This is a genomic window from Streptomyces sp. cg40 (assembly GCF_050320165.1).
GTDB lineage: Bacteria > Actinomycetota > Actinomycetes > Streptomycetales > Streptomycetaceae > Streptomyces > Streptomyces hokutonensis.
Window position 1 is genome coordinate 2,521,337 of record NZ_CP190128.1, and the last position, 21,179, is coordinate 2,542,515.

Below are 21,179 nucleotides of genomic sequence, written 5' to 3' on the forward strand. Positions count from 1 at the left end.
AAGGGCAAGGGTCGTTGAGGGCGATGCAAGAACGCGCGGAAGCCACCCGGCAGGCCGTCCTGGGGGCGGCGGCAGTGCTGTTCGAACAGCATGGATACGTCGGGACGAGCATCAGCGACGTGGCGCGGCGGAGCGGTTACACCAGTGGCGCCATCTATTTCCATTTCGGCAGCAAGGAGGGTCTGGCCGCTTCTGTCTTCGAGGCCCACTTCGGTGAATGGCCGAGGCTGGTGGAGACGTGGACCTCGCTGGACGGACCGGTCCTGGACCGGCTGGTGGGCCTCAGTCTCGCGGTGGCGCGCGAGTTCCGCGACAACGTGATCGTGCGGGCGGGCAGCAGACTCTCGAACGAGAGCAAATCCATTCCCGCCGAATTGCCGCAGCCGTTCGTGGGCTGGATCGAAACCGTCGCCCAACTCCTGGACTCCGCACGGGAGAACGGTGAACTCGCCCCCGATACCGATATCGAACGGGCCGCGCGGGTCATCGTCGCCGGATTCTTCGGCACCCACACCGTGTCCGACGCCCTGGACGACCGCAGACACGTCGAGCAGGCGGTGACCGACCTCTGGCTCTTCCTGCTCCCCGCCCTCCAGGCCGCCCCCGACCCGCACGGCTGCCTGGACCGGGCCCGCGCCCTGCTCGGTCAGTCCTTGTAGTCCGGGGCGATGCGCTCCACCAGGCGGAGCAGCGCCGACCACGCGAGGTCGTGGGCCTTGTCGTCCTGGAGGTCCGACTTCTCGTCCTCGCCGGTGAGTTGACGGGCCGTGAGTTCGCAGATGTCGGGTGCGGGGGTGAGCAGCGGGGTGCCCATGGCGGTCGCGGTGGTCTGGATCTCGCAGGCCTTGTCGAGGTAGTACATGCGCAGGAACGCCTGCGCGGGCGTCTCTCCCACGGTGAGCAGGCCATGGTTGCGCAGGATCATCGCGGGGTGGGTGCCCAAGTCGGCGACCAGGCGCCCCTGTTCGGCGAGGTTGAGGGCGACGCCCTCGTAGTCGTGGTAGCCGAGCCTGCCGTAGAACTCCATGGAGATCTGGTTGAGCGGGAGCAGGCCGCTCTCCTGGGCGGCGACCGCGCAGCCCGCCCTGGTGTGGGTGTGCAGGACGCAGTGGGCGTCGGGGCGGGCGGCGTGGACGGCGCTGTGGATGACGAAGCCGGCCGGGTTGACCGGGTGGGGGGACTCCTCGACGGGGTGGCCGGACAGGTCGATCTTGACCAGGTTCGACGCGGTGATCTCCTCGAAGAGGAGGCCGTAGGGGTTGATCAGGAAGTGGTGTTCGGGGCCCGGGAGGCGGGCCGAGATGTGGGTGAAGATCAGGTCGGTCATCCTGAAGTGCGCCACGAGCCGGTAGACGGCGGCCAGTTCACGGCGCAGCCGCAGTTCTTCCGAGGACATGGGGACCTTTCGACGGGGTACGGCACGTGCGGGTGCGGGTGGGGGGTTCGGTACGGCGGCGGGTCAGGCCACGCTCAACTCCGTTGCTGCGGGCGCCGGTTCGCCTGCCAGGCGGCGGTGCCAGGCCTGGACGACGGACTCGTCGGTCGGCTTGGTGAGGAGACTGACGGCGAGGTAGGCGACGAGGCCGGCCAACAGGCCGTAGTAGATGGGCTCGTTGGCGAGGAGGCCGTCGGTCACCATGAGGACGACGACCGTGGTGCCGCCCGCGATCATCGAGGCCATGGCGCCGGGCAGGTTGCCGCGCTTCCAGACGAGGCCGCCGAGGATGGGCACCAACAGGCCGCCGACCAGCAGGTTGTAGGCGACGGTGAGGGCCTCGATGACATCGCCGAGGGCGCACGCTATGCCCATGGCGGCGATGCCGAGGACGACGATCGCGAGGCGGTTGGAGCCGATCTCGTCGTCCTTCGAGCCGGTCACCGTGCGCTTGCGGAGGCGGGCCCAGATGTCGTTGTTGGCGACGGTCGCCGACGCGATGAGGGCGCCGCTCGCGGTGGACATCATCGCGGAGAGGGCGGCGGCCAGCACCAGGCCCCGGACGCCGGTGGGCAGAGCGTGCCGGACGATCGTCGCGAACGCGTCGTCGGCGGCGGCGAGGTTCGGGTAGAGGGTCTTGGTGGCCATGCCGATGACGGCTCCGGCCAGGGCGTAGACCAGACAGTAGACGCCGGCGACCGTGCCGCCCCAGGAGGCGACTCTGTCGGAGCGGGCGGTGAACACCCGCTGCCAGATGTCCTGTCCGATGAGCATGCCGAAGGTGTAGATCAGCACGAAGGTGAGGATGGTCTGGCCGCCGATGGAGGTCAACGAGAAGTAGCCGTGCGGCAGTTGGTCGGCCATGGCGCCGAAGCCGCCGGCCTTCACCACCGCGATGGGCAGCAGCAGGACGAGCACACCGAGGCTCTTGACCACGAACTGCACCATGTCGGTGAGGGTGATGGACCACATGCCGCCGAGCGCCGAGTAGCCGACGACGATCGAGCCGCCGATGACCACCGCGACCCAGCGCGGCACGTCGAACAGGACGTCGAACACGCTGGCGTAGGCGATCGTGGAGGTCACGACCAGCATCAGCGTGTAGATCCACATCACCACGCCGGAGATCACGGCGGCGGTGTCGCCGTAGCGCAGGGAGAGCATCTCGGCGACGGTGTAGACCTTGAGGCGGGCGATGCGGGCGGAGAAGAAGACGCTCAGCGCCAGCAGTCCGAGGCCGATCGCGAAGACCATGGCGGCGCCGGAGATTCCGTAGGTGTAGCCGAGGCGGACGCCGCCGATGGTGGAGGCGCCGCCGAGGACGACGGCGGCCATGGTGCCGGTGTACATGAGGGGGCCGAGGCGGCGGCCGGCGACCAGGAAGTCGCTCTTGGAGGCGGCGCGTCTCTTGCCCCACCAGCCGACGCCGATGATGCCCAGCAGGTATGCGGCCATGACGAAGTAGTCGACGGTCATCCGTGACCTCCGGGTGGGAAGGGGTGGTGCCTTGGGAGTGGGATGACGCTATAGGCGTTCGCACTGGCGTCGAAGTGGCGGTTCTGTCCAATATGGGACGGTCCATTGGATGATTCCGGCAGTGCCCTACGACACCGCCGGGTCGGGAGGATGTCCCCTCATGACCGAGTCCGAGCAGCCGTCCGTGCCGCTGAGCGTGCTGCTCGCCGACCCCGTCCTCGGCCTGCGCCAGATCGCCGGGCCTGCCGGGGATCGCCTGGTCAGCACGGTCGGCACCACGGAGATCGAGGACCCGTCGCCGTATCTGGTGGGCGGCGAGCTGCTCCTCACGGCGGGCGTGCGGCTGCCGCCCGACGCGGAGGGCGTCGACACGTATGTACGGCGGGTCGTCGCGGCCGGCGTGTGCGCGCTCGGGTTCGGGGTCGCGCCCGTGCACGACGAGGTCCCGGCCGAACTGGTCGCCGCGTGCGACCGCCACGGCCTGCCCTTGCTACGACTGCCACCCGCGACCCCGTTCGTGGCGGTCGGACAGGCCACGTACGCGGCGATCGGCGAGGCCCGCAACCGTGCGCTGCGCGAGATCTCCCGGGCCCAGTCGGCGCTGGCCGCGGCGGCCGCCCGGCCGGACGCGCTGCGGGCCGTGCTCGACCGGCTCAGCGGGCACACCGGCGCCTGGGCGGTGCTGCACGACGCCCGGGGAAACGAGCTGTTCAGCGCCGGTCCCCGGCCCGCGGCCCCGACACCGGGGCGGGTGCGCGACCTCGCCGTACGCACCCTGGCCCGGGTCCGCACCGGCACCGCCGGACGGTCCGCACCGGCCGCCGCGGCCGACCACGAGGGCGGTGTCCATCTGACCGTGCACACCCTGCCGGGCACCGAGCGCGCCGGCACGACGCTCGCCCTCGGCCAGGCGGCCACCGAAGCTCCGACTCTCGTACACCGTCAGATCACCGGCACGGCGGCCGTACTGCTGGCCCTGCTCACCAGCCCCCGGCACGCCCTGGGCACCGACACGCACAGCGCGGGCGCGCTGGTACGGCTCATGCTGGGCGCGGCCCCGGCCGACGTGGCACCCGCACTCGGGCCCGCCGGGCACTGGGTGGTGGTCCACGGCCGGTACGCGACGGCACCGGCATCACCGCCGCCGGGAGACGATCCGGCCCAACTCGCCACCCTGGGCACGGCGTTGGGCACCGCGTATCTGTACGTCGACGGCTCCGGGCTGAAGGCGCTGGTGCCCGGTGCGCCGGACGTACGGCCCGAAGTGCCCGCGCAGGCGGCGGACTTGGGCTGGGTGCTCGGGTTCAGTACGCCGGTGCCGGCCTCGGAGCTGGCGCACGCCGATGTCCAGGCCGGACGCGCCCTGCAACGCGCGCTCGCGGCGCAGGTGCCGGCCGTCGTCCACACCAGGGATCCGCTCACCGTCCACGGGCTCGTTCCGGCGGACGGAGCGCGGGAGTTGGCCCGCACCCGGTTCGCCCCGCTCGACGCAGCCGGTTCCCCGGGCGCCCCGGTCCTCGTCGAGACCCTGCGCACCTGGCTGACCCTGCACGGCAGTTGGGACCGTACGGCGGCGGCCCTGCAGATCCACCGGAACACCGTGCGGCACCGTCTGGCACGGGTGGCCGAACTGCTCGATGTGGATCTGCAGGACCCCGGAGTGCGGATGGAACTCTGGTTCGCCCTGGACTGGTTGCCGGACGAGGACCAGGACCGCTCTGGCTAGGGCTCAGCGCTTGCCGTCGGAGCGCTTGCGGTGGAGGGTGAAGTTCTCGAACACCGACAGGTCGCCGCCCGGCTTGTTCACGTTGTAGTAGGTCACGTGCATCCGGGTGGTGTCGCCGGGGTGCGAGCCGGGGTCGACGGTGAACGCGGCGAAGCCGTAGGGGTGTTCGGTGTCGCGGACGCCGATCCAGACCGCCTCCTCCTTGGTGTAGGTGGAGGTGCGCTTGCCGTTGGAGCCGGGGGTCGCCGACACGGACGTGATCACCTTGCCGGTGCCGTCCTTGAAGAAGCTCTGGTTGGTGGTGCCCGAGACGCCACCGCCGCCGAGGATCATGTGTACGGTGCCCAGGCCGGTGTCGATGTCGTCGGTGGCCGTGGAGACCGGGTTGGGGGTCAGCGTCTCGGTGCCGCTGACGACTCCGCGCACGGCCAGCGAGCGCTCGTAGTTGTGCTCGTGGCCGCAGAGGACCAGGTCCACGCCGTAGCGGTCGAAGAGGGGGCCGTACTTCTGGCGCAGGCCGAGGTCGGCGCCGTTGGCGTCGGTGGAGCTGACCATGACCTGGTGCATGGCGACGACGATCCAGTCGGTGTCGCGCGAGGCCCTGGCCGCCTTCAACTCCTTTTCCAGGAAGGCGAGTTGGCGCCCGCCGGAGTAGCCGCTGATGTAGACGTCGCCGCCGTCCTGGAGGCAGTTGTCGTCGTTCTGGAGCACGATGACCCGGACCGAGCCGGCCGTGAACGCGTAGTAGAGGCCCGCGAGTTCGGCGTCGGTCTCGGTGGACGGCAGGTCGAAGTAGGTCTGGTAGGCGCCGAGTCCGATCGGGCCGTTGGCCTTCTCGATCTCGTGGTTGCCGGCCGCCGGCATCCAGGGGCGGAAGCGGGCCGAACGGGTGTTGTTGGTGAAGAAGTTGTTCCAGGTGCGGACCCGGTCGACGTCAAGGTTGGCGTAGCAGAGGTCGCCGTTGAGCAGGTGGAAGAGCGGGGCGACCTGCTCGATGCCGGTGACGATGTCCTTCGTCGCGGGCGTGGAGTTCGCGTCGAGGCCGACCGTGCCGGTGGCCGTCCAGGTGACCTGCGGGGCGGACTGGTCGCCGAAGCTGGTGAAGGTGATCGGCTTGCGGCCGCGCGGGGCGGTGCGGAACGTGCCGCTGTCCGGGGTCGCGCCCTCGTGGGTGGCGAGGTAGAGGTAGTCGGTGTCCGGGCTGAGCCTGTTCAGCGCGGCGTGGTGGACGTAGACGGTGCGGCTGGAGGTTCCGTCGACGTAGGTGACCGTGCGGGCCTTGGCGCTGGAGCCGAAGCCGTGCTCCAGCGTGCCGTAGCGCACGACCGGTTTGGACACCGGTCTGTCGGTGATCCACGAGACCGTCATCTGGGTGCGCGGGTCCGCACCGAAGGTGAGGTGCAGGCCCTGGACCGGCACCGCGCCGGAGGCGTCCGCGGTGAGGTGGAGTGCCGGGGCTTCCAGCGGGGCGGCCTGTGCCGTGCCTGCTCCCAGCAAGGGGGTGACGGCGGCGCCCGCGCCCGCCGTGCCGAGCAGACCCAGCGCGTGCCGTCGGCTGACCCCTTCGGACGACTCCGCCGAACCGTCCGGTGTCTCTGTCTGTGCGGTCATGATGCCCTCCCTGGCGAGCAGTTGAGCTGACAACGTCCGCACCCTGGCGCTCTCCGGCGGCTCCTGAGTGAACAGTGCGTTGCCAGACGGTCATCGCGTCTCACGGGGTGGTCCGCGGCCGCGATTCTTGCCCCGCGCTTTGCCAGGGGCGGCCACTCCGTTGAGGCGAGCGGGCGGCGGAGGGCGAGTTGAGGAATCAATTCCGGCCACCGCCGCGACCGCGTATCGGGCGCGACAAGAACCGGCCCTCGGGCGTCAGGCCATCGCCAACACGGCGATCCGTCGGCTCTTTCCGGGACTTCGATGGACCGCGGAAGTCTGTCGTACGGCAAGGAGTGGGCGACGATGAGCGGTGCCGGGCGGCTGCGTGCCGTGGTCGGAGTGAGCGGTTCGCCGGGGAGCCTCGCGACGTTGCACCGGGCCGTGCGGGAGGCCCGCCGTACCGGCGCGGAGGTGCTGGCGGTACTCGCCTGGGAGCCGCCCGGCGGTGAACTCGCCCACAGGCGCTCGCCGTTGGCCCTGCCCCTCGCCGACCTCCGCCGCGACGCGGGCGAACGGCTCCTCTCCGCTGTCGACGCGGCCTTCGGCGGCGCGGGCCCCGGGGTTCCGTTCCAGGGGCTGGTCGTCCGGGGTACGGCGGGTCGCGCGCTGGTGGAGACCGCCGACCGGTCCGACGACCTCCTGGTGGTCGGCGCGGGCCCCCGGGGCGCGCTCCGCGGCCTGTTCCCGTCCGTCGCGCGGTACTGCGTCGCGCATGCCGGCTGTCCGGTCCTGACGGTGCCGCCCTCGCCGCTGGAGGGCGAGCTGGCCGCCCTGCACCGGCGGGTCGCCCTGCGGCGGGCGGTCGACGCCCGCGAGCTGACGGACGGCGGGTGCTGACCTGCGGTTCCCGGTCTCGTCAGCGGGGCGCTATGAGTGCGGAGCCCGCCGTCAAGCATCCGTCAGCGACCGCCCCGGACCCCGCCCACCCGGGCATAGCTTCGAGTGAGCGCAGATCCCCCTCTCCCAAGGAGCCGCACGACGTCTCCAGCCGAACCCTCCGAATCACCCGCCGAACCCGTCCCGGCCGGACTTCTGTACGTGCCCGTCCGGTCGGGGCCCGCGGGCTGTACGGCCCGGTTCTTCCGCACCCCGCTCGGCGGCCGTACAGCCGTCGGCTTCAGCTCGGCGGCGCGGCTCGCCGCCACCCTCGGCCCCGAGCAGGCCGCCATCAGGCTCTCCGAACCCGCGCTGCGCGCCCTCGCCGCGCCGCTGGGCGTCACCGCCCTCACCGTCGACCCCTCGCTCTCCGCCCCGGCGACCGACCGCACCGCGGCCGCGGCCCGCGAGCGCGAGAACTCCTGGCGCCGTCGGCGCCCCCAGCACACCCGGATCCTCGACCAGCCGCACCTCGAACTCGTCGGCCTGCACTGCCACATCGGCTCGCAGATCACCACGGCGAAGCCCTACGTCACCGCGGTGCACCGCACGGTGGGCCTGTTGGCCCGCATCCGGGACCAACACGGCGTCGCCCTCCCGCAGTTGGACATCGGCGGCGGGCACGGCATCCCCTACCGCCCGGGTGAGGAGCAGTTGAACATCTCCGTCCTCGCCGGGCGGGTGCGGGCCGAGCTGGAGGAGGGCTGTGCCCGCAGCGGGCTGCCCGTGCCCCGGCTCACCCTCGAACCCGGGCGGGCGGTCGTCGGTCCCGCCGGAGTCGTCGTGTACCGGGTGCTGGCGATCAAGCGCACCGGCGACCGTACGTTCGTCGCGGTCGACGGCGGGATGAGCGACAACCCGCGGCCCGCGCTGTACGGCGTGCGGTACGCGCCCCGGCTGATCGACCGCCCGGCCTCCGCGCCGCCGCGCCGCCGCGCCGCCGCGCCCGGTCACGGTCGTGGGCCGGCACTGCGAGGCGGGCGACGTCCTCGCGGACGAGGTGGCGCTGCCCGGCGACGTACGCCCCGGCGACCTCCTCGCCGTACAGGCCGCCGGTGCGTATCACCTGTCCATGGCGTCGAGTTACAACCTGGTCGGCCGCCCGCCGGTCGTCGCGGTGGCCGACGGCATCGCACGGGTGCTGGTCCGCCGCGAGTCGCTGGAGGACATGAGCCGACGGGACGTCGGACTGTAGAAGAAATGGTCTAGACCGCCAGGCGAGGCCAAGGTCACAGCCGCGTCCTCTGCTGCTCACCTGCACGTTTGCCCTAGCATCCGAGCATGACGGTCCTGCCTGACGACGGGCTCTCGCTGGCCGCCGAGTTCCCTGACGCGACCCATGAGCAGTGGCAACGCCTGGTGGAAGGCGTACTGCGCAAGTCGGGCAAGGAAGTCTCGGGTACGGCAGCGGAAGACGCCCTGTCCACCCCCCTTGAGGACGGGCTGCGCGCCCGCCCCCTGTACACCGCGGACGACTCCGCGCCGGAACCCGGCCTCCCCGGTTTCGCCCCCTTCGTGCGGGGCGGCCGGGCCGAGGGCAACACCCTCGGCGGCTGGGACGTACGGCAGCGGCACGCGACGGCCGACAACTCCGCGGTCCTCGGCGACCTGGAGAACGGCGTCACCTCACTGTGGCTGGCCGTGGGCGAGCAGGGCATCCCGGTCGCCTCGCTGGAGCGGGTCCTCGACGGTGTCTTCCTCGACCTGGCACCCGTCGTCCTCGACGCGGGGAGCCAAGTGGAGCCCGCGGCGGGCGAGTTGCTACGGCTGTACGAGGAGCGCGGCATCGACCCCCGGGCGGTGCGCGGCAACCTGGGCGCCGACCCGCTGGGCTTCGCGGCCCGCACCGGGGAGAACCCCTTCGACTTCGCGCCGGTCGCCGCGCTCGCCCGGCGCTGCGCCGAGGAGTACCCGGGGCTGCGCGCGCTGACCGTGGACGCGCTGCCGTACCACGAGGCCGGCGGTTCGGCGGGGCAGGAGCTGGGCGCCTCGCTGGCGACCGGTGTGGCGTATCTGCGGGAGCTGACGGAAGCGGGGCTGAGCGTCGAACAGGCCGTCGCCCAGCTGGAGTTCAGGTACGCGGCGACCGCCGACCAGTTCCTCACGATCGCCAAGCTGCGCGCGGCGCGCAGGCTCTGGGCCCGGGTGGCCGAGGTGTGCGGGGCGCCGGGCGGGCAGGTGCAGCACGCGGTGACCTCGCCGGTGATGATGTCCCGCCGGGACCCGTGGGTGAACATGCTGCGCACGACGGTCGCGACGCTGGCCGCCGGGGTGGGCGGTGCCGAGTCCGTCACCGTGCTGCCCTTCGACCACGCGCTGGGCCTGCCGGACGCGTTCGCGCGCCGGATCGCCCGCAACACCTCGACGATCCTGGTCGAGGAGTCGCATCTGTCCCGGGTGATCGACCCGGCGGGCGGCTCCTGGTACGTGGAGCGGCTCACGGACGAACTCGCCCACGCGGGCTGGGAGTTCTTCCAGCACATCGAGCAACAGGGCGGCCAGGCATCGGTGTTGGCCTCCGGCAGTCTCCGCGACGACCTCGCCACCACCTGGGCGGCCCGCAGCGCGAAGCTCGCCAAGCGGCGCGAACCCATCACCGGGGTCAGCGAGTTCCCGAATCTCACCGAACGCCTCCCGGAGCGCGCGCCCGCCCCCGCGGTCCCTTCCGGCGGACTGCCGCGCGTGCGCCGCGACGAGGCCTACGAGGCCCTGCGCGCCCGCTCCGACGCCCACCTCGCGGCGACCGGCTCCCGCCCGCGGATCTTCCTGGCGGCAATCGGCCCCGCCGCCGCGCACACCGCCCGGCTCGCCTTCGCCTCGAACCTGTTCCAGGCGGGCGGCATCGAGCCCGTCACCGAGGGCGCCTTCGCGGACAGCGGTGCCACCGAGGCCTGCCTGTGCTCCAGCGACGCGCTGTACGAGGAGCAAGCGGCCACGGTCGCCGGGGAGTTGAGGTCGGCCGGTGCCGGGCACGTGTTCCTCGCGGGCCGTCCCGCCGAGTACCCCGGTGTCGACGCCTACGTCTTCGCGGGCTGTGACGCCGTGGCCGTCCTGACCGCCACCCTCGACCGCATGGGAGTGTCCTGATGGCAGCGATGGGGCGGATCCCCGACTTCTCCGGGATCGGGCTGGGGGCCCCGGCCGCCGAAGCCGGACCCGACGAGTGGCGCGACGCCGTCAAGAAGGCCGCGGGCGGCGACGACCTGCTCTGGGAGACCCCGGAGGGCATCGCGGTCAAGCCGCTGTACACCGGGCAGGACCTGGAGGGCCTGGACTTCCTGGGCACCTACCCGGGCATCGCGCCGTATCTGCGCGGCCCGTACCCGACGATGTACGTCAACCAGCCCTGGACGATCCGCCAGTACGCGGGCTTCTCCACGGCCGAGGAGTCCAACGCGTTCTACCGGCGGAATCTGGCGGCCGGTCAGAAGGGCCTGTCGGTCGCCTTCGACCTGCCCACGCACCGGGGTTACGACAGCGACCACCCGCGCGTGACCGGTGACGTCGGCATGGCGGGCGTGGCGATCGACTCGATCTACGACATGCGGCAGCTCTTCGACGGCATCCCGCTGGACAAGATGACCGTGTCGATGACGATGAACGGCGCGGTGCTGCCGGTACTGGCGCTCTATATCGTCGCCGCCGAGGAACAGGGCGTACCGCCCGAGAAGTTGGCCGGGACCATCCAGAACGACATCCTCAAGGAGTTCATGGTCCGCAACACCTACATCTATCCGCCGAAGCCGTCGATGCGGATCATCTCCGACATCTTCGCCTTCACCTCGCAGCGGATGCCCCGCTACAACTCGATCTCCATCTCCGGCTACCACATCCAAGAGGCGGGCGCGACGGCCGACCTGGAGCTGGCGTACACCCTCGCGGACGGGGTCGAGTACATCCGGGCGGGCCGGGAGGCGGGGATGGACGTGGACGCGTTCGCGCCCCGGCTGTCGTTCTTCTGGGCGATCGGCATGAACTTCTTCATGGAGATCGCGAAGCTGCGGGCGGCCCGCCTGCTGTGGGCCAAGCTGGTCAAGCAGTTCGACCCGCAGAACGCCAAGTCCCTCTCCCTGCGCACCCATTCACAGACCTCGGGCTGGTCGCTGACCGCGCAGGACGTGTTCAACAACGTGACGCGTACGGCCGTGGAGGCCATGGCCGCCACTCAGGGCCACACGCAGTCGCTGCACACCAACGCCCTCGACGAGGCCCTCGCGCTGCCCACCGACTTCTCGGCCCGCATCGCCCGCAACACCCAGCTCCTCATCCAGCAGGAGTCCGGCACCACCCGGGTCATCGACCCGTGGGGCGGCAGCGCGTACGTCGAGAAGCTGACCTACGACCTCGCGCGCCGCGCCTGGCAGCACATCGAGGAGGTCGAGGCGGCGGGCGGTATGGCCAAGGCCATCGACGCGGGCATCCCCAAGCTGCGCATCGAGGAGGCGGCGGCCCGCACGCAGGCCCGCATCGACTCCGGGCGCCAGCCGGTCATCGGCGTCAACAAGTACCGGGTGGAGACCGACGAGCAGATCGACGTCCTCAAGGTCGACAACTCCTCCGTCCGCACCCAACAGATCGAGAAACTACGGCGGTTGCGCGCCGAGCGCGACGAACAGGCCACCCAGGACGCCCTGCACGCCCTGACCCGGGCCGCCGAGGGCAGCGGCAACCTCCTGGAGCTGGCGGTGAACGCGGCCCGCGCGAAGGCCACGGTCGGTGAGATCTCCGACGCGCTGGAGAAGGTGTACGGGCGGCACGCGAGCCAGATCCGTACGATCTCCGGTGTGTACCGCACCGAAGCCGGCGAGTCCCCGTCCGTCGAGCGCACCCGCGCCCTCGTGGCCGAGTTCGAGGAGGCCGAGGGCCGCCGCCCGCGCATCCTGGTCGCCAAGATGGGCCAGGACGGCCACGACCGCGGCCAGAAGGTGATCGCCACCGCCTTCGCCGACCTCGGCTTCGACGTCGACGTCGGCCCCCTCTTCCAGACCCCGGGCGAGGTGGCCCGCCAGGCCGTCGAGGCGGACGTGCACGTCGTCGGGGTCTCCTCGCTGGCCGCCGGACACCTCACCCTCGTACCGGCGTTGAAGGAGTCCCTCGCCGAGGAGGGTCGCGAGGACATCATGATCGTGGTCGGCGGGGTGATCCCGCCGCAGGACGTGCCGACGCTCCTGGAGATGGGCGCGGCGGCCGTCTTCCCGCCCGGGACGGTGATCCCGGACGCGGCCTACGACCTGGTCGAGCGGCTGGCCACCGACCTCGGGCACACCCCGTGATCGATGTCGACACCTATGTGAAGGGCGTACTCGACGGCAAGCGGGCCCTGGTGGCCCGCGCCATCACCCTCGTCGAGTCGACCAAGCCCCAACACCGCGCCATGGCTCAGGAGTTGCTGACCGAGCTGCTGCCGCAAAGCGGCAAGGCCCGGCGCATCGGCGTCAGCGGTGTGCCGGGCGTCGGCAAGTCGACGTTCATCGACGCGTTCGGCACGCTGCTGACCTCGCTCGGTTTCCGGGTCGCGGTGCTGGCCGTCGACCCGTCCTCCACCCGGACCGGCGGGTCGATCCTCGGCGACAAGACCCGCATGGAACGCCTGGCCGTGGACCCGGCGGCCTTCGTCCGGCCCTCCCCCACCGCGGGCACGCTCGGCGGTGTCGCGAAGGCGACCCGGGAGTCGATCGTGGTGATGGAGGCGGCGGGCTACGACGTCGTCCTCGTCGAGACGGTCGGCGTCGGCCAGTCGGAGACAGCGGTCGCCAACATGGTCGACTCCTTCCTCCTGTTGACCCTGGCCCGCACGGGCGACCAGTTGCAGGGCATCAAGAAGGGCGTCCTGGAGCTGGCGGACGTCATCGCCGTCAACAAGGCGGACGGCCCGCACGAGCGCGACGCACGAGGCGCGGCAAGGGAGTTGGCGGGCGCGCTGCGCCTGATGCACCCCGTCGACGCGGCCTGGACCCCGCCGGTACTGAGTTGCAGCGCCCGCGAGGGCACGGGCCTGGACACGGTCTGGGAGCGCCTGGAACAGCACCGGTCCCTGCTGGACTCCACCGGCCGCCTCGCCGCCAAACGCCGCGAACAGCAGGTGGATTGGACATGGACGATGGTCCGCGACGAACTCCTCGGGCGACTGCACGCTGATCCGGCGGTACGCTCACTGGCCCCGGACCTCGAACGGCGGGTGCGGGAGGGCGAGTTGACGGCAACCCTGGCCGCCGAACAGATCCTGCGGGCTTTCGGATCCGGGCCCAGCTGACGCATCGCGACCGGAGGCCGTCCGAATGATTCCCGTACGGTTACTCGCCGGTGCTCCACTGGCGCTGGCTCTGGCGATGCTCGCCGTGTCCGGCTGCTCCGCCACCTGGGGCTGCTCCGACACCACCACGAAGCGCGGCAAGGCCGCTGTGAAGGTGCGGGTCGAGGATGTCGACGGGCGGTATCCCGGCGCCTCCGCCGAGATCGTCGACTGGCGCCTCGAGCCCCACCCGCAGCTGCCGAACGAGGGTGACCAAGTCCACTACCGCTACCGCTTCCACGACGCCGACGAGTTCAACGGCCCCGCTCTGGACGTCTGCGCGGTCGACAGGAAGCGCGTGGCCCTGCTGTGCGAGACGGTCTATTCGGCCGAGGCGTCCAAGCCCAACGGCGACGACACGGGCGACAGTTGGCTCGCCGTCGAGCACCCCGCGCAGGTTGCCGGAGTGCTGTTGATCCCCAATGACCAGTCCTACAGCCGACGTACCTGTTCGCAGGACCCCAAGGACGGCGGCGGGCCGCATCCCCCGCAGCAGCCCGCCCCGGGGGATCAGCTGTAATACGCTTGCCCACGCAGCTGGTTCGCCCCGTCAGCCAGACGGACGCGTCGCAAGAGGGAACCCGGTGAGATTCCGGGACTGCCCCGCAGCGGTGAGTGGGAACGACCGCCGTCATACGCACTGGGTCCGCGACAGGATCTGGGAAGCGACGGCCAGTAGGTGTCCTCCGGTCAGAAAAGGAGGACGTGCCCGCGAGTCCGAAGACCTGCCAACTGCCCGTGCGCAAACGGGTTTTGTGCGCGGAATCCCGGTGACCTCGTGGGCGGGTCGGCGTACAAATCGGCGGGCACGGCGACCGTGCGTCCGTCCGGTCTGGCGTTCCTTCGCGCTCGCGTCCCGTCCCGGGATCTCAGGGAGACAGCTCGCGAAGGAGAGTTCCGTGACAGCGAAGTCCGCAGCCGCGGCAGCACGGGCCACCGTGTACGGCTACCCCCGTCAGGGACAGGGCCGGGAACTGAAGAAGGCCGTCGAGGGCTACTGGAAGGGCCGCGTCGACGCCGGCGCCCTCCGGGCCACCGCCGCCGAACTGCGCCGCACCAACTGGCGGCAGCTGGCCGAGGCCGGGGTCCACGAAGTCCCGACCGGCGACTTCTCGTACTACGACCATGTCCTGGACACCAGCGTCATGGTCGGCGCGATCCCCGCCCGCCACCGCACCGCCATCGAACTCGACGCGCTGGACGGGTACTTCGCGATGGCGCGCGGCACGCAGGACGTGGCGCCGCTGGAGATGACGAAGTGGTTCGACACCAACTACCACTATTTGGTGCCCGAGTTGGGGCCGGACACGGCCTTCGCCGCCGACTCGGGCAAGCAGGTCGGTGAGCTGAAGGAGGCCCTCGCGCTCGGCCTCACGGCACGCCCGGTGCTCGTCGGCCCGGTCACCTATCTACTGCTCGCCAAGCCCGCGCCCGGAGTCGCCGCGGGCTTCGATCCGTTGACACTGCTGGACCGGCTGCTGCCCGTGTACGCCGAAGTGCTGGCGGATCTGCGGGCGGCGGGCGCGGAGTGGACGCAGCTCGACGAGCCCGCGCTCGTCCAGGACCGGACTCCGGCCGAACTGAACGCCGCCGAGCGCGCCTACCGCGACCTCGGCGCGCTCACCGACCGCCCGAAGCTGCTGGTCGCGTCGTACTTCGACCGGCTCGGCGATGCGCTGCCCGTTCTGGCGAAGGCTCCGGTGGAAGGGCTGGCACTCGACTTCACCGGGTCCGCCGCCGCCAACCTCGACGCCCTGGCCGCGGTGGGCGGGCTGCCCGGCAAGCGGCTGGTCGCCGGGGTGGTCGACGGGCGCAACATCTGGGTCAACGACCTCACCAAGTCCCTTGCCACGCTGGGCACGTTGCTCGGTCTCGCCGACCGGGTCGACGTGGCCGCCTCCTGCTCGCTGCTGCACGTCCCGCTCGACGCGGCAGCCGAGCGGGACATCGAGCCGCAGATCCTGCGCTGGCTCGCGTTCGCGCGCCAGAAGACGCGCGAGATCGTCACCCTCGCCAAGGGCCTGGCCCGGGGCACCGACACGATCTCCGCCCAACTGGCCGCGAACCGGGCCGACCTGGCCTCCCGCGCGGGCTCCCCGATCACCCGGGACCCCGCCGTACGGGCACGTACCGCCGCCGTCGCGGAGGCCGACGCCCGCCGTTCGCAGCCGTACGGCGAGCGGACCACCGCCCAGCGGGCGCGGCTCGGGCTGCCGCTGCTGCCGACCACCACGATCGGCTCGTTCCCGCAGACCGCCGAACTGCGCACCGCCCGCGCGGACTTGAAGGCGAACCGGATCGGCACGGCCGGGTACGAGGAGCGCATCAGGGCGGAGATCGGCGAGGTGATCTCCTTCCAGGAGAAGACCGGCCTCGACGTCCTGGTGCACGGCGAGCCCGAACGCAACGACATGGTCCAGTACTTCGCCGAGCAGTTGTCGGGCTACCTCGCCACGCAGCACGGCTGGGTCCAGTCCTACGGCACCCGTTACGTCCGCCCGCCGATCCTGGCCGGCGACATCTCCCGCCCCGAGCCGATGACGGTCCGCTGGACGACGTACGCCCAGACCCTCACCTCGCGGCCGGTCAAGGGCATGCTCACCGGGCCGGTCACGATGCTCGCCTGGTCGTTCGTCCGCGACGACCAGCCGCTCGGAGACACCGCACGGCAGGTCGCCCTCGCCCTGCGCGACGAGGTGAACGACCTTGAGGCGGCCGGGACTTCGGTCATCCAGGTCGATGAGCCGGCACTGCGCGAGACGCTTCCGCTGCGCGCGGCGGACCGGGAGGCGTATCTCGCCTGGGCGACGGAGGCGTTCCGGCTCACCACAGCCGGGGTCCGGCCGGACACGCAGATCCACACCCACATGTGCTACGCCGAGTTCGGCGACATCGTGCGGGCCATCGACGATCTCGACGCGGACGTCATCAGTCTGGAGGCGGCCCGTTCGCACATGCAGGTGGCCCGCGAGCTGGCCGGGCACGGTTATCCGCGTGAGGCGGGACCCGGCGTGTACGACATCCACTCGCCGCGGGTCCCGGGCGCGGACGAGGCGGCGGCCCTGCTGCGCAAGGGACTTGAGGCCATTCCGCCGGAGCGGCTGTGGGTCAATCCCGACTGCGGGCTGAAGACCCGCGGCTGGCCCGAGACCCGCGCGTCGCTGGAGAACCTGGTCGCGGCGGCCCGTACGGTCCGTGAGGAGCTGGCGGGTTCCTGACCCGCGGAACGAACGGGGCGGGGCCGGCCGGGGGCACCCTCCCGGCCGGCCCCGCCCCTCAGCACAGGGGGACGATGTCGGTACACCCCGTCCGGAGAAGTGGAGCAAGCGAGTGACCAGCCGCATCACCCTGATCTCACCGGCGCTGAACCGGTCCCTGCGGGAGGCCCGGTTCGACGACGGCAGCCCGCTCGACCCGAGCGGCAGGGCCCGCGCCGAGTCCGCCGCCGGCTCGCTCGGGGCGGCCGACCGGGTGCTGGTCTCCCCCACCGCGCGCTGCCGGGAGACGGCGTCCGCGCTCGGTCTCACGGCCGTACCGGAGCCGGAGTTGGCGGGGCTCGGCATGGGCCGCTGGCGGGGGCTGACCCTCGACGACGTGATGGCGACGGAACCGGACGCGGTGCTGTCCTGGCTGTCGGACCCGGACGCGGCGCCCCACGGCGGCGAGTCGGTGCGGGCGCTGTGCGAGCGGGCGGCCGGGTGGCTGGAGGCGGCGGCGTTCGAGGGCAGGACCCTGGCGGTCGTGGAGCAGGAGCTCGTACGGGCCCTGGCGGTCACGGTCCTCGGCGCGCCCGGGCCGGCCTTCTGGCGGCTCGACGTGCCCCCGCTGACCGCGACCGACCTCAGCGGACAGTCCGGGCGGTGGAACCTGCGGCTCGGGCGGGAGTTGGGGGCCGAGACCCGCTGACACGGGTCCGGGGTCGCCTTCCCCGGGCACCCACGATCAACTATACACACCATGTACACTCGGTATGTATAGTCTGGACATGCCATCTCTGAGGTCTCTGGGTATGAAGAGGGAAAGAACCCGGGCCGGGTTGCGCGCCGTCGGCATGTTTGTGGCGGTCGCCGCGCTGGGCCTCGCGTCGAGCGGGTGCACGAAGCTCGACACGACATCGCCCGCCGCCGCCCGGACCCACGCGGTGTCGGCCCGCTTCGGGACGGTCGACTGCCGTGAGGCGAAGTGCATCGCGCTGACCTTCGACGCCGGGCCGAGCGAGAACTCGGCCCGGCTGCTCGACATCCTGAAGGAGAAGCGGGTCCCGGCGACCTTCTTCCTGCTCGGCAAGCGGCACATCGAGAAGTACCCGGAGCTGGTGACGCGCATGGCCGCCGAGGGGCACGAGGTGGCCAGCCACACCTGGGACCACAAGATCCTGACCCGGATCACGCCCGCGCAGATACGCGGCGAACTGGAACGCACGGACGACGCGATAGAGCGGATCACCGGGAAGAAGCCGACGCTGATGCGTCCGCCGCAGGGCCGTACCGACGACACCGTGCACAAGATCTGCCGTGAGCTGGGCCTCGCGGAGGTCCTGTGGAGCGTGACCGCCAAGGACTACGCGACCACCGACTCCGCCCTCATCACCAAGCGCGTCCTCGCCCAGGCCACCCGGGACGGGATCATCCTGCTGCACGACCTGTACAAGGGCACCGTGCCCGCCGTCCCCGGCATCATCGACGCGCTGAAGGCACGCGGGTACGTGTTCGTGACCGTGCCGCAGCTGCTGGCCCCCGGGAAGGCGGAGCCCGGGAAGGTGTACCGGCCCTGAGTCACCAGGGGCCCGCTCCTCTCACCAGGTCAGGTGCAGGGCGTACGGGGAACGGTGGATCATCGTGGGCCGCATGGTGACCGGATGGTCCTCAGCGAGCCGCAGTCCGGGCAGGCGGCGGGTCAACTCCTCCAGAGTTAGGCGGAGTTGCTCCCGGGCGAGCTGGGAGCCGGGGCAGCCGTGCACGCCGAGGCCGAAGGCGAGGTGGCGGGCGACCGGGGAGCGGGTGATGTCGAAGGTGTCGGCTCGCGGATGGCGCCGCTCGTCCCGGTTGGCCGCGCCGAAGGCGATGAACAGCGTTGCCCCGGCGGGGAGTTCGGTACCGGCGACGACGACGGCCCGGGTGGTGATTCGGCGGAAGCCCTGGAGCGCGGTGTCGTAGCGGGCCGCCTCCTCGATCGCCGCCGGGATGCGCTCGGGCTCGGCGCACAGCAGCTCCCACTGGCGCGGGTGACGGAGCAGATGCAGGACGGTCGTGCCGATGAGCGCTGTGGTGGTGAGGTGTCCGGCGATCAGCAAGTTCTGGAGATCGGCGACGAGTTGGTGCCGATGGTCCAGGGTGAGCGGGCCCTCGACGACGGAGGCGACCAGCTCCGAGCAGAGGTCTTCGCGGGGCTGGTCGTGGCGCTCCCGCGCGTACTGGTCGAGGGTGTGCTGCATCGCGACGACGTCCTCGGCCGCGGCGACCTGCTCGGCCTCCTCCAGGGGACGGAACAGCAACTCCTCGGCGCGGTGGCCGCCGTGGACGACTCCGGGCACGTCGGCGGGGTCGAGGCCGACGATGCGGCCGATCACCTCGCCGGGGAGCCTGCGGGCGTACGCCGCCATCAGGTCGACCTGCCCGTCCCCGGCGAAGGTGTCGACGAGGGCGGCGGCGCGCTCGGCGGCGTAGGGCAGGACGGCCGTGACGCGGGCCGGGGAGAGGCCGCGGACGATGGGCGCGCGCAGTCGCTGGTGCGCCGCGCCGTCGGCGGTGACGACGACCGGCCGCCCGCCGAAGCCGCCGCCGAGGACGGCGAGCGCGGCGGGCGACGGCAGCACGTCGGGCCGTAGCGCGACCGCCGAGGAGAAGTCCTCGGGGCGGCGCAGGACTTCGCGGACGTCGGCGTCCCGGGCGACGAGCCAGGCGTCGAGTTCGACGACGTGGGTGAGGCCTCCGGTCTGGCGGGCCCTGGTGTAGAGCGGGTACGGGTCGCGCTGCAACTCGTCGAGCCTGCCGTGCAGTTCGCGGTCCACGGGACACCCTCCGGCCGGTGGTGCGGTGCGGGTCGGGCTCATGGTGCCGTACGCGCACGCGGTGCGGAAGGGAGCGTCCGGGCAGCTTCGTGACACCACGGCAGGAAGGTTTCCCGCAGCGTCAGAACACCACCGTCCAGCCCTCCCGCGCGGCCTGGTCCGCCGTGTACGAAACGCCGTGCACCTTCAGGCCGCCCGCGTCCAGGAGGGTGATCTCGCCGCCCTTGTTGCCGAGTTGGACGCCGGCCGTGAGCGGGACGAGGAGCGGGGCGCCGGCCGCGAGGAGGCCGGGGGCCGGTACCGCGCAGGAGTTGCCCAGCCGGTCCCGGACGTGCCAGCCGGTCAGGTCGACGGGATCGGGCGAGGCGTTGAGGAGCGTGACGTTCTCCGACTCCGGTGCCGGGCCACGGGGGTTGACCAGGGCCGCCACGACCCGGACCGGCTGACCGCCGGGCTCGTTGCGGTTGCCGTCGGTGCCCTCCAGGGTGTGGCCGGTGGTGTCGTCGGTGTGCCAGGACTGGCTCTGGAAGGCGAGGAAGATCGCCACCCAGCGCGACTGCGCCGGGAAGTGGATCAGGATGCCGCCGTCCTGCCAGACACCGTCGTCGCCGCTGAAGCGGCGGCTGTTGCCCTGGTTCATGTGGATGTCGTGGACGCCGTTGCCCGGCAGGAACCCGAACACCTTGTCCTTGACGGTCGGTTCGGGGCCGAAGCGCTCGCCGAAGACGTACAGCCGGGCGTCCGGGTCGTCGACCGCGCGCCGTACGTAGTGGTCGAGGAGGTCGGCGAGGTCGTTGTCGGGACCGCTCGCGTCCGGCGGGAGCGTGCGCAGCTGCGCCGGGTCGAAGAGGTTGCCGCGCACGAAGTCGAGGTTCGGGCCGCCTGGTCCGGGCAGCAGGGTGTTCCAGCCGCTCGGCAGACCCTCCAGGCGGGCCGTGACCGGGTGCTGGAAGTCCTCGCCGACGAGGTAGAGCAGCTCTGAGGGCTTCTCCTGGGACAGGACGTTGACGGCGGCGCGGTAGTGCGTGCCCGAGTCGTCCGTGAGGTGGATCTGGTAGTGCGGTGTTCCGGCGGCGCCCTCGCGCCGGGTGTCCACCGCGCGTGTGATCAGTACGCCGTAGGCCTTCAGTGGCATGACGACCGACTCCCCCTGTGGTGTACGTCTGCGTGCCTATGAACCGCTCGGCCAAGGGTGTGAGCCCCCCGACGAAAGTACCGCCGACGGTGATGCGTTCTCTACGATCCCTGCATGGTCAACTTCCGTCTCGAACGCACGGCACCGCTCCCCCTGGAGGAGGCGTGGCGCCGGTTGACGGAGTGGCCGCGTCACGGCGAGGTGGTCCCGCTGACCCGGGTCACCGTGGTCACTCCCCCGCCGACCGGTGAGGGCACGGTGTTCGTGGCCCGCTCCGGCCTCGGCCCGCTCGCCTTCGACGACCGCATGGAGGTCACCGTGTGGCGACCGCCGGCGGACGACGAACCGGGGCTCGTACGGCTGGAGAAGCGGGGGCGGGTGGTGCTCGGCTGGGCGGAGATCGAGGTGCGGCCGGGGCCGGGGGGCCGCAGCCGCGTGGTCTGGCAGGAGGAGCTGCGGGTGCGGTTCCTGCCGCGGCTGTTCGACGGGCCGCTGCGGTGGGCGGCGCGGTCGATGTTCGGGCGGGCGGTGAACAGGCTGCTGAGGCGGCCGTAGCGGAGTCCTGTGGGGCGCTCC

General features: G+C 71.7%; 16 protein-coding genes, 1 pseudogene and 1 riboswitch. Of the genes and pseudogenes, 12 read left to right on the plus strand and 5 right to left on the minus strand.

The window, feature by feature from the left end; genetic code table 11:
- The first annotated feature begins 23 nt into the window (after positions 1 to 23).
- Positions 24 to 659, plus strand: a complete 636-nt coding sequence (locus ACQHII_RS11155; RefSeq protein ID WP_427919146.1) for a ScbR family autoregulator-binding transcription factor — start codon at positions 24 to 26, stop codon at positions 657 to 659.
- On the opposite strand, the gene ACQHII_RS11160 is transcribed toward ACQHII_RS11155, so the two are convergent.
- Positions 647 to 1,396, minus strand: a complete 750-nt coding sequence (locus tag ACQHII_RS11160; RefSeq protein WP_427919147.1) for a class II aldolase/adducin family protein — start codon at positions 1,394 to 1,396, stop codon at positions 647 to 649. The genes ACQHII_RS11155 and ACQHII_RS11160 overlap by 13 nt on opposite strands.
- A 63-nt stretch (positions 1,397 to 1,459) precedes the next feature.
- On the minus strand, positions 1,460 to 2,911 hold the full coding sequence (locus tag ACQHII_RS11165; RefSeq protein WP_427919148.1) for a sodium:solute symporter: 1,452 nt from the start codon (positions 2,909 to 2,911) through the stop codon (positions 1,460 to 1,462).
- 160 nt (positions 2,912 to 3,071) lie between these two features.
- Between ACQHII_RS11165 and ACQHII_RS11170 the strand changes: the two genes are divergently transcribed.
- Positions 3,072 to 4,637 carry a PucR family transcriptional regulator gene (locus tag ACQHII_RS11170; protein ID WP_427919149.1) on the plus strand — a complete coding sequence of 522 codons (1,566 nt, stop codon included), beginning with the start codon at positions 3,072 to 3,074 and terminating at the stop codon, positions 4,635 to 4,637.
- 3 nt (positions 4,638 to 4,640) lie between these two features.
- Here ACQHII_RS11170 and ACQHII_RS11175 read toward each other — a convergent pair whose 3' ends face one another.
- A complete protein-coding gene (locus tag ACQHII_RS11175; RefSeq protein WP_427919150.1) occupies positions 4,641 to 6,248 on the minus strand; it encodes a purple acid phosphatase family protein in 1,608 nt (535 codons plus the stop codon).
- 345 nt (positions 6,249 to 6,593) lie between these two features.
- Between ACQHII_RS11175 and ACQHII_RS11180 the strand changes: the two genes are divergently transcribed.
- From ACQHII_RS11180 to ACQHII_RS11220, 9 genes and pseudogenes are all read left to right on the plus strand, one after another.
- A complete protein-coding gene (locus tag ACQHII_RS11180; protein WP_427925288.1) occupies positions 6,594 to 7,127 on the plus strand; it encodes a universal stress protein in 534 nt (177 codons plus the stop codon).
- 294 nt (positions 7,128 to 7,421) lie between these two features.
- Positions 7,422 to 8,361: pseudogene (locus ACQHII_RS11185) on the plus strand (diaminopimelate decarboxylase family protein); the annotation flags it as partial.
- 86 nt (positions 8,362 to 8,447) lie between these two features.
- Complete coding sequence (locus tag ACQHII_RS11190; RefSeq protein ID WP_427919151.1) at positions 8,448 to 10,253, plus strand: methylmalonyl-CoA mutase family protein; 1,806 nt, start codon at positions 8,448 to 8,450, stop codon at positions 10,251 to 10,253.
- The gene (gene scpA / locus ACQHII_RS11195) at positions 10,253 to 12,439 is read left to right on the plus strand and encodes a methylmalonyl-CoA mutase (protein WP_427919152.1); all 2,187 of its coding nucleotides are present in this window, start codon (positions 10,253 to 10,255) and stop codon (positions 12,437 to 12,439) included. Before ACQHII_RS11190 ends, scpA begins: the two co-directional genes overlap by 1 nt.
- A complete protein-coding gene (gene meaB / locus ACQHII_RS11200) occupies positions 12,436 to 13,419 on the plus strand; it encodes a methylmalonyl Co-A mutase-associated GTPase MeaB (RefSeq protein ID WP_427919153.1) in 984 nt (327 codons plus the stop codon). Before scpA ends, meaB begins: the two co-directional genes overlap by 4 nt.
- Before the next feature lie 25 nt (positions 13,420 to 13,444).
- Positions 13,445 to 13,978 carry a hypothetical protein gene (locus tag ACQHII_RS11205; protein ID WP_427919154.1) on the plus strand — a complete coding sequence of 178 codons (534 nt, stop codon included), beginning with the start codon at positions 13,445 to 13,447 and terminating at the stop codon, positions 13,976 to 13,978.
- 1 nt (position 13,979) lies between these two features.
- Positions 13,980 to 14,205, plus strand: a riboswitch (cobalamin riboswitch).
- Between the two features lie 152 nt (positions 14,206 to 14,357).
- Complete coding sequence (gene metE, locus ACQHII_RS11210) at positions 14,358 to 16,676, plus strand: 5-methyltetrahydropteroyltriglutamate--homocysteine S-methyltransferase (RefSeq protein WP_427919155.1); 2,319 nt, start codon at positions 14,358 to 14,360, stop codon at positions 16,674 to 16,676.
- A 112-nt stretch (positions 16,677 to 16,788) separates the two neighbouring features.
- On the plus strand, positions 16,789 to 17,364 hold the full coding sequence (locus tag ACQHII_RS11215) for a histidine phosphatase family protein (RefSeq protein WP_427919156.1): 576 nt from the start codon (positions 16,789 to 16,791) through the stop codon (positions 17,362 to 17,364).
- Between the two features lie 103 nt (positions 17,365 to 17,467).
- Complete coding sequence (locus tag ACQHII_RS11220; RefSeq protein WP_427919157.1) at positions 17,468 to 18,232, plus strand: polysaccharide deacetylase family protein; 765 nt, start codon at positions 17,468 to 17,470, stop codon at positions 18,230 to 18,232.
- A 21-nt stretch (positions 18,233 to 18,253) separates the two neighbouring features.
- On the opposite strand, the gene ACQHII_RS11225 is transcribed toward ACQHII_RS11220, so the two are convergent.
- Together ACQHII_RS11225 and ACQHII_RS11230 are read right to left on the minus strand one after the other, a co-directional pair.
- A complete protein-coding gene (locus tag ACQHII_RS11225; RefSeq protein WP_427925289.1) occupies positions 18,254 to 19,468 on the minus strand; it encodes a cytochrome P450 in 1,215 nt (404 codons plus the stop codon).
- A gap of 121 nt (positions 19,469 to 19,589) precedes the next feature.
- Positions 19,590 to 20,603, minus strand: coding sequence for a DUF2278 family protein (locus ACQHII_RS11230; RefSeq protein ID WP_427919158.1), 1,014 nt, complete (start codon positions 20,601 to 20,603; stop codon positions 19,590 to 19,592).
- 114 nt (positions 20,604 to 20,717) lie between these two features.
- On the opposite strand from ACQHII_RS11230, the gene ACQHII_RS11235 reads away from it, so the two are divergent.
- Positions 20,718 to 21,158, plus strand: coding sequence for an SRPBCC family protein (locus ACQHII_RS11235; protein WP_427919159.1), 441 nt, complete (start codon positions 20,718 to 20,720; stop codon positions 21,156 to 21,158).
- The last annotated feature ends 21 nt before the right edge of the window (positions 21,159 to 21,179 follow it).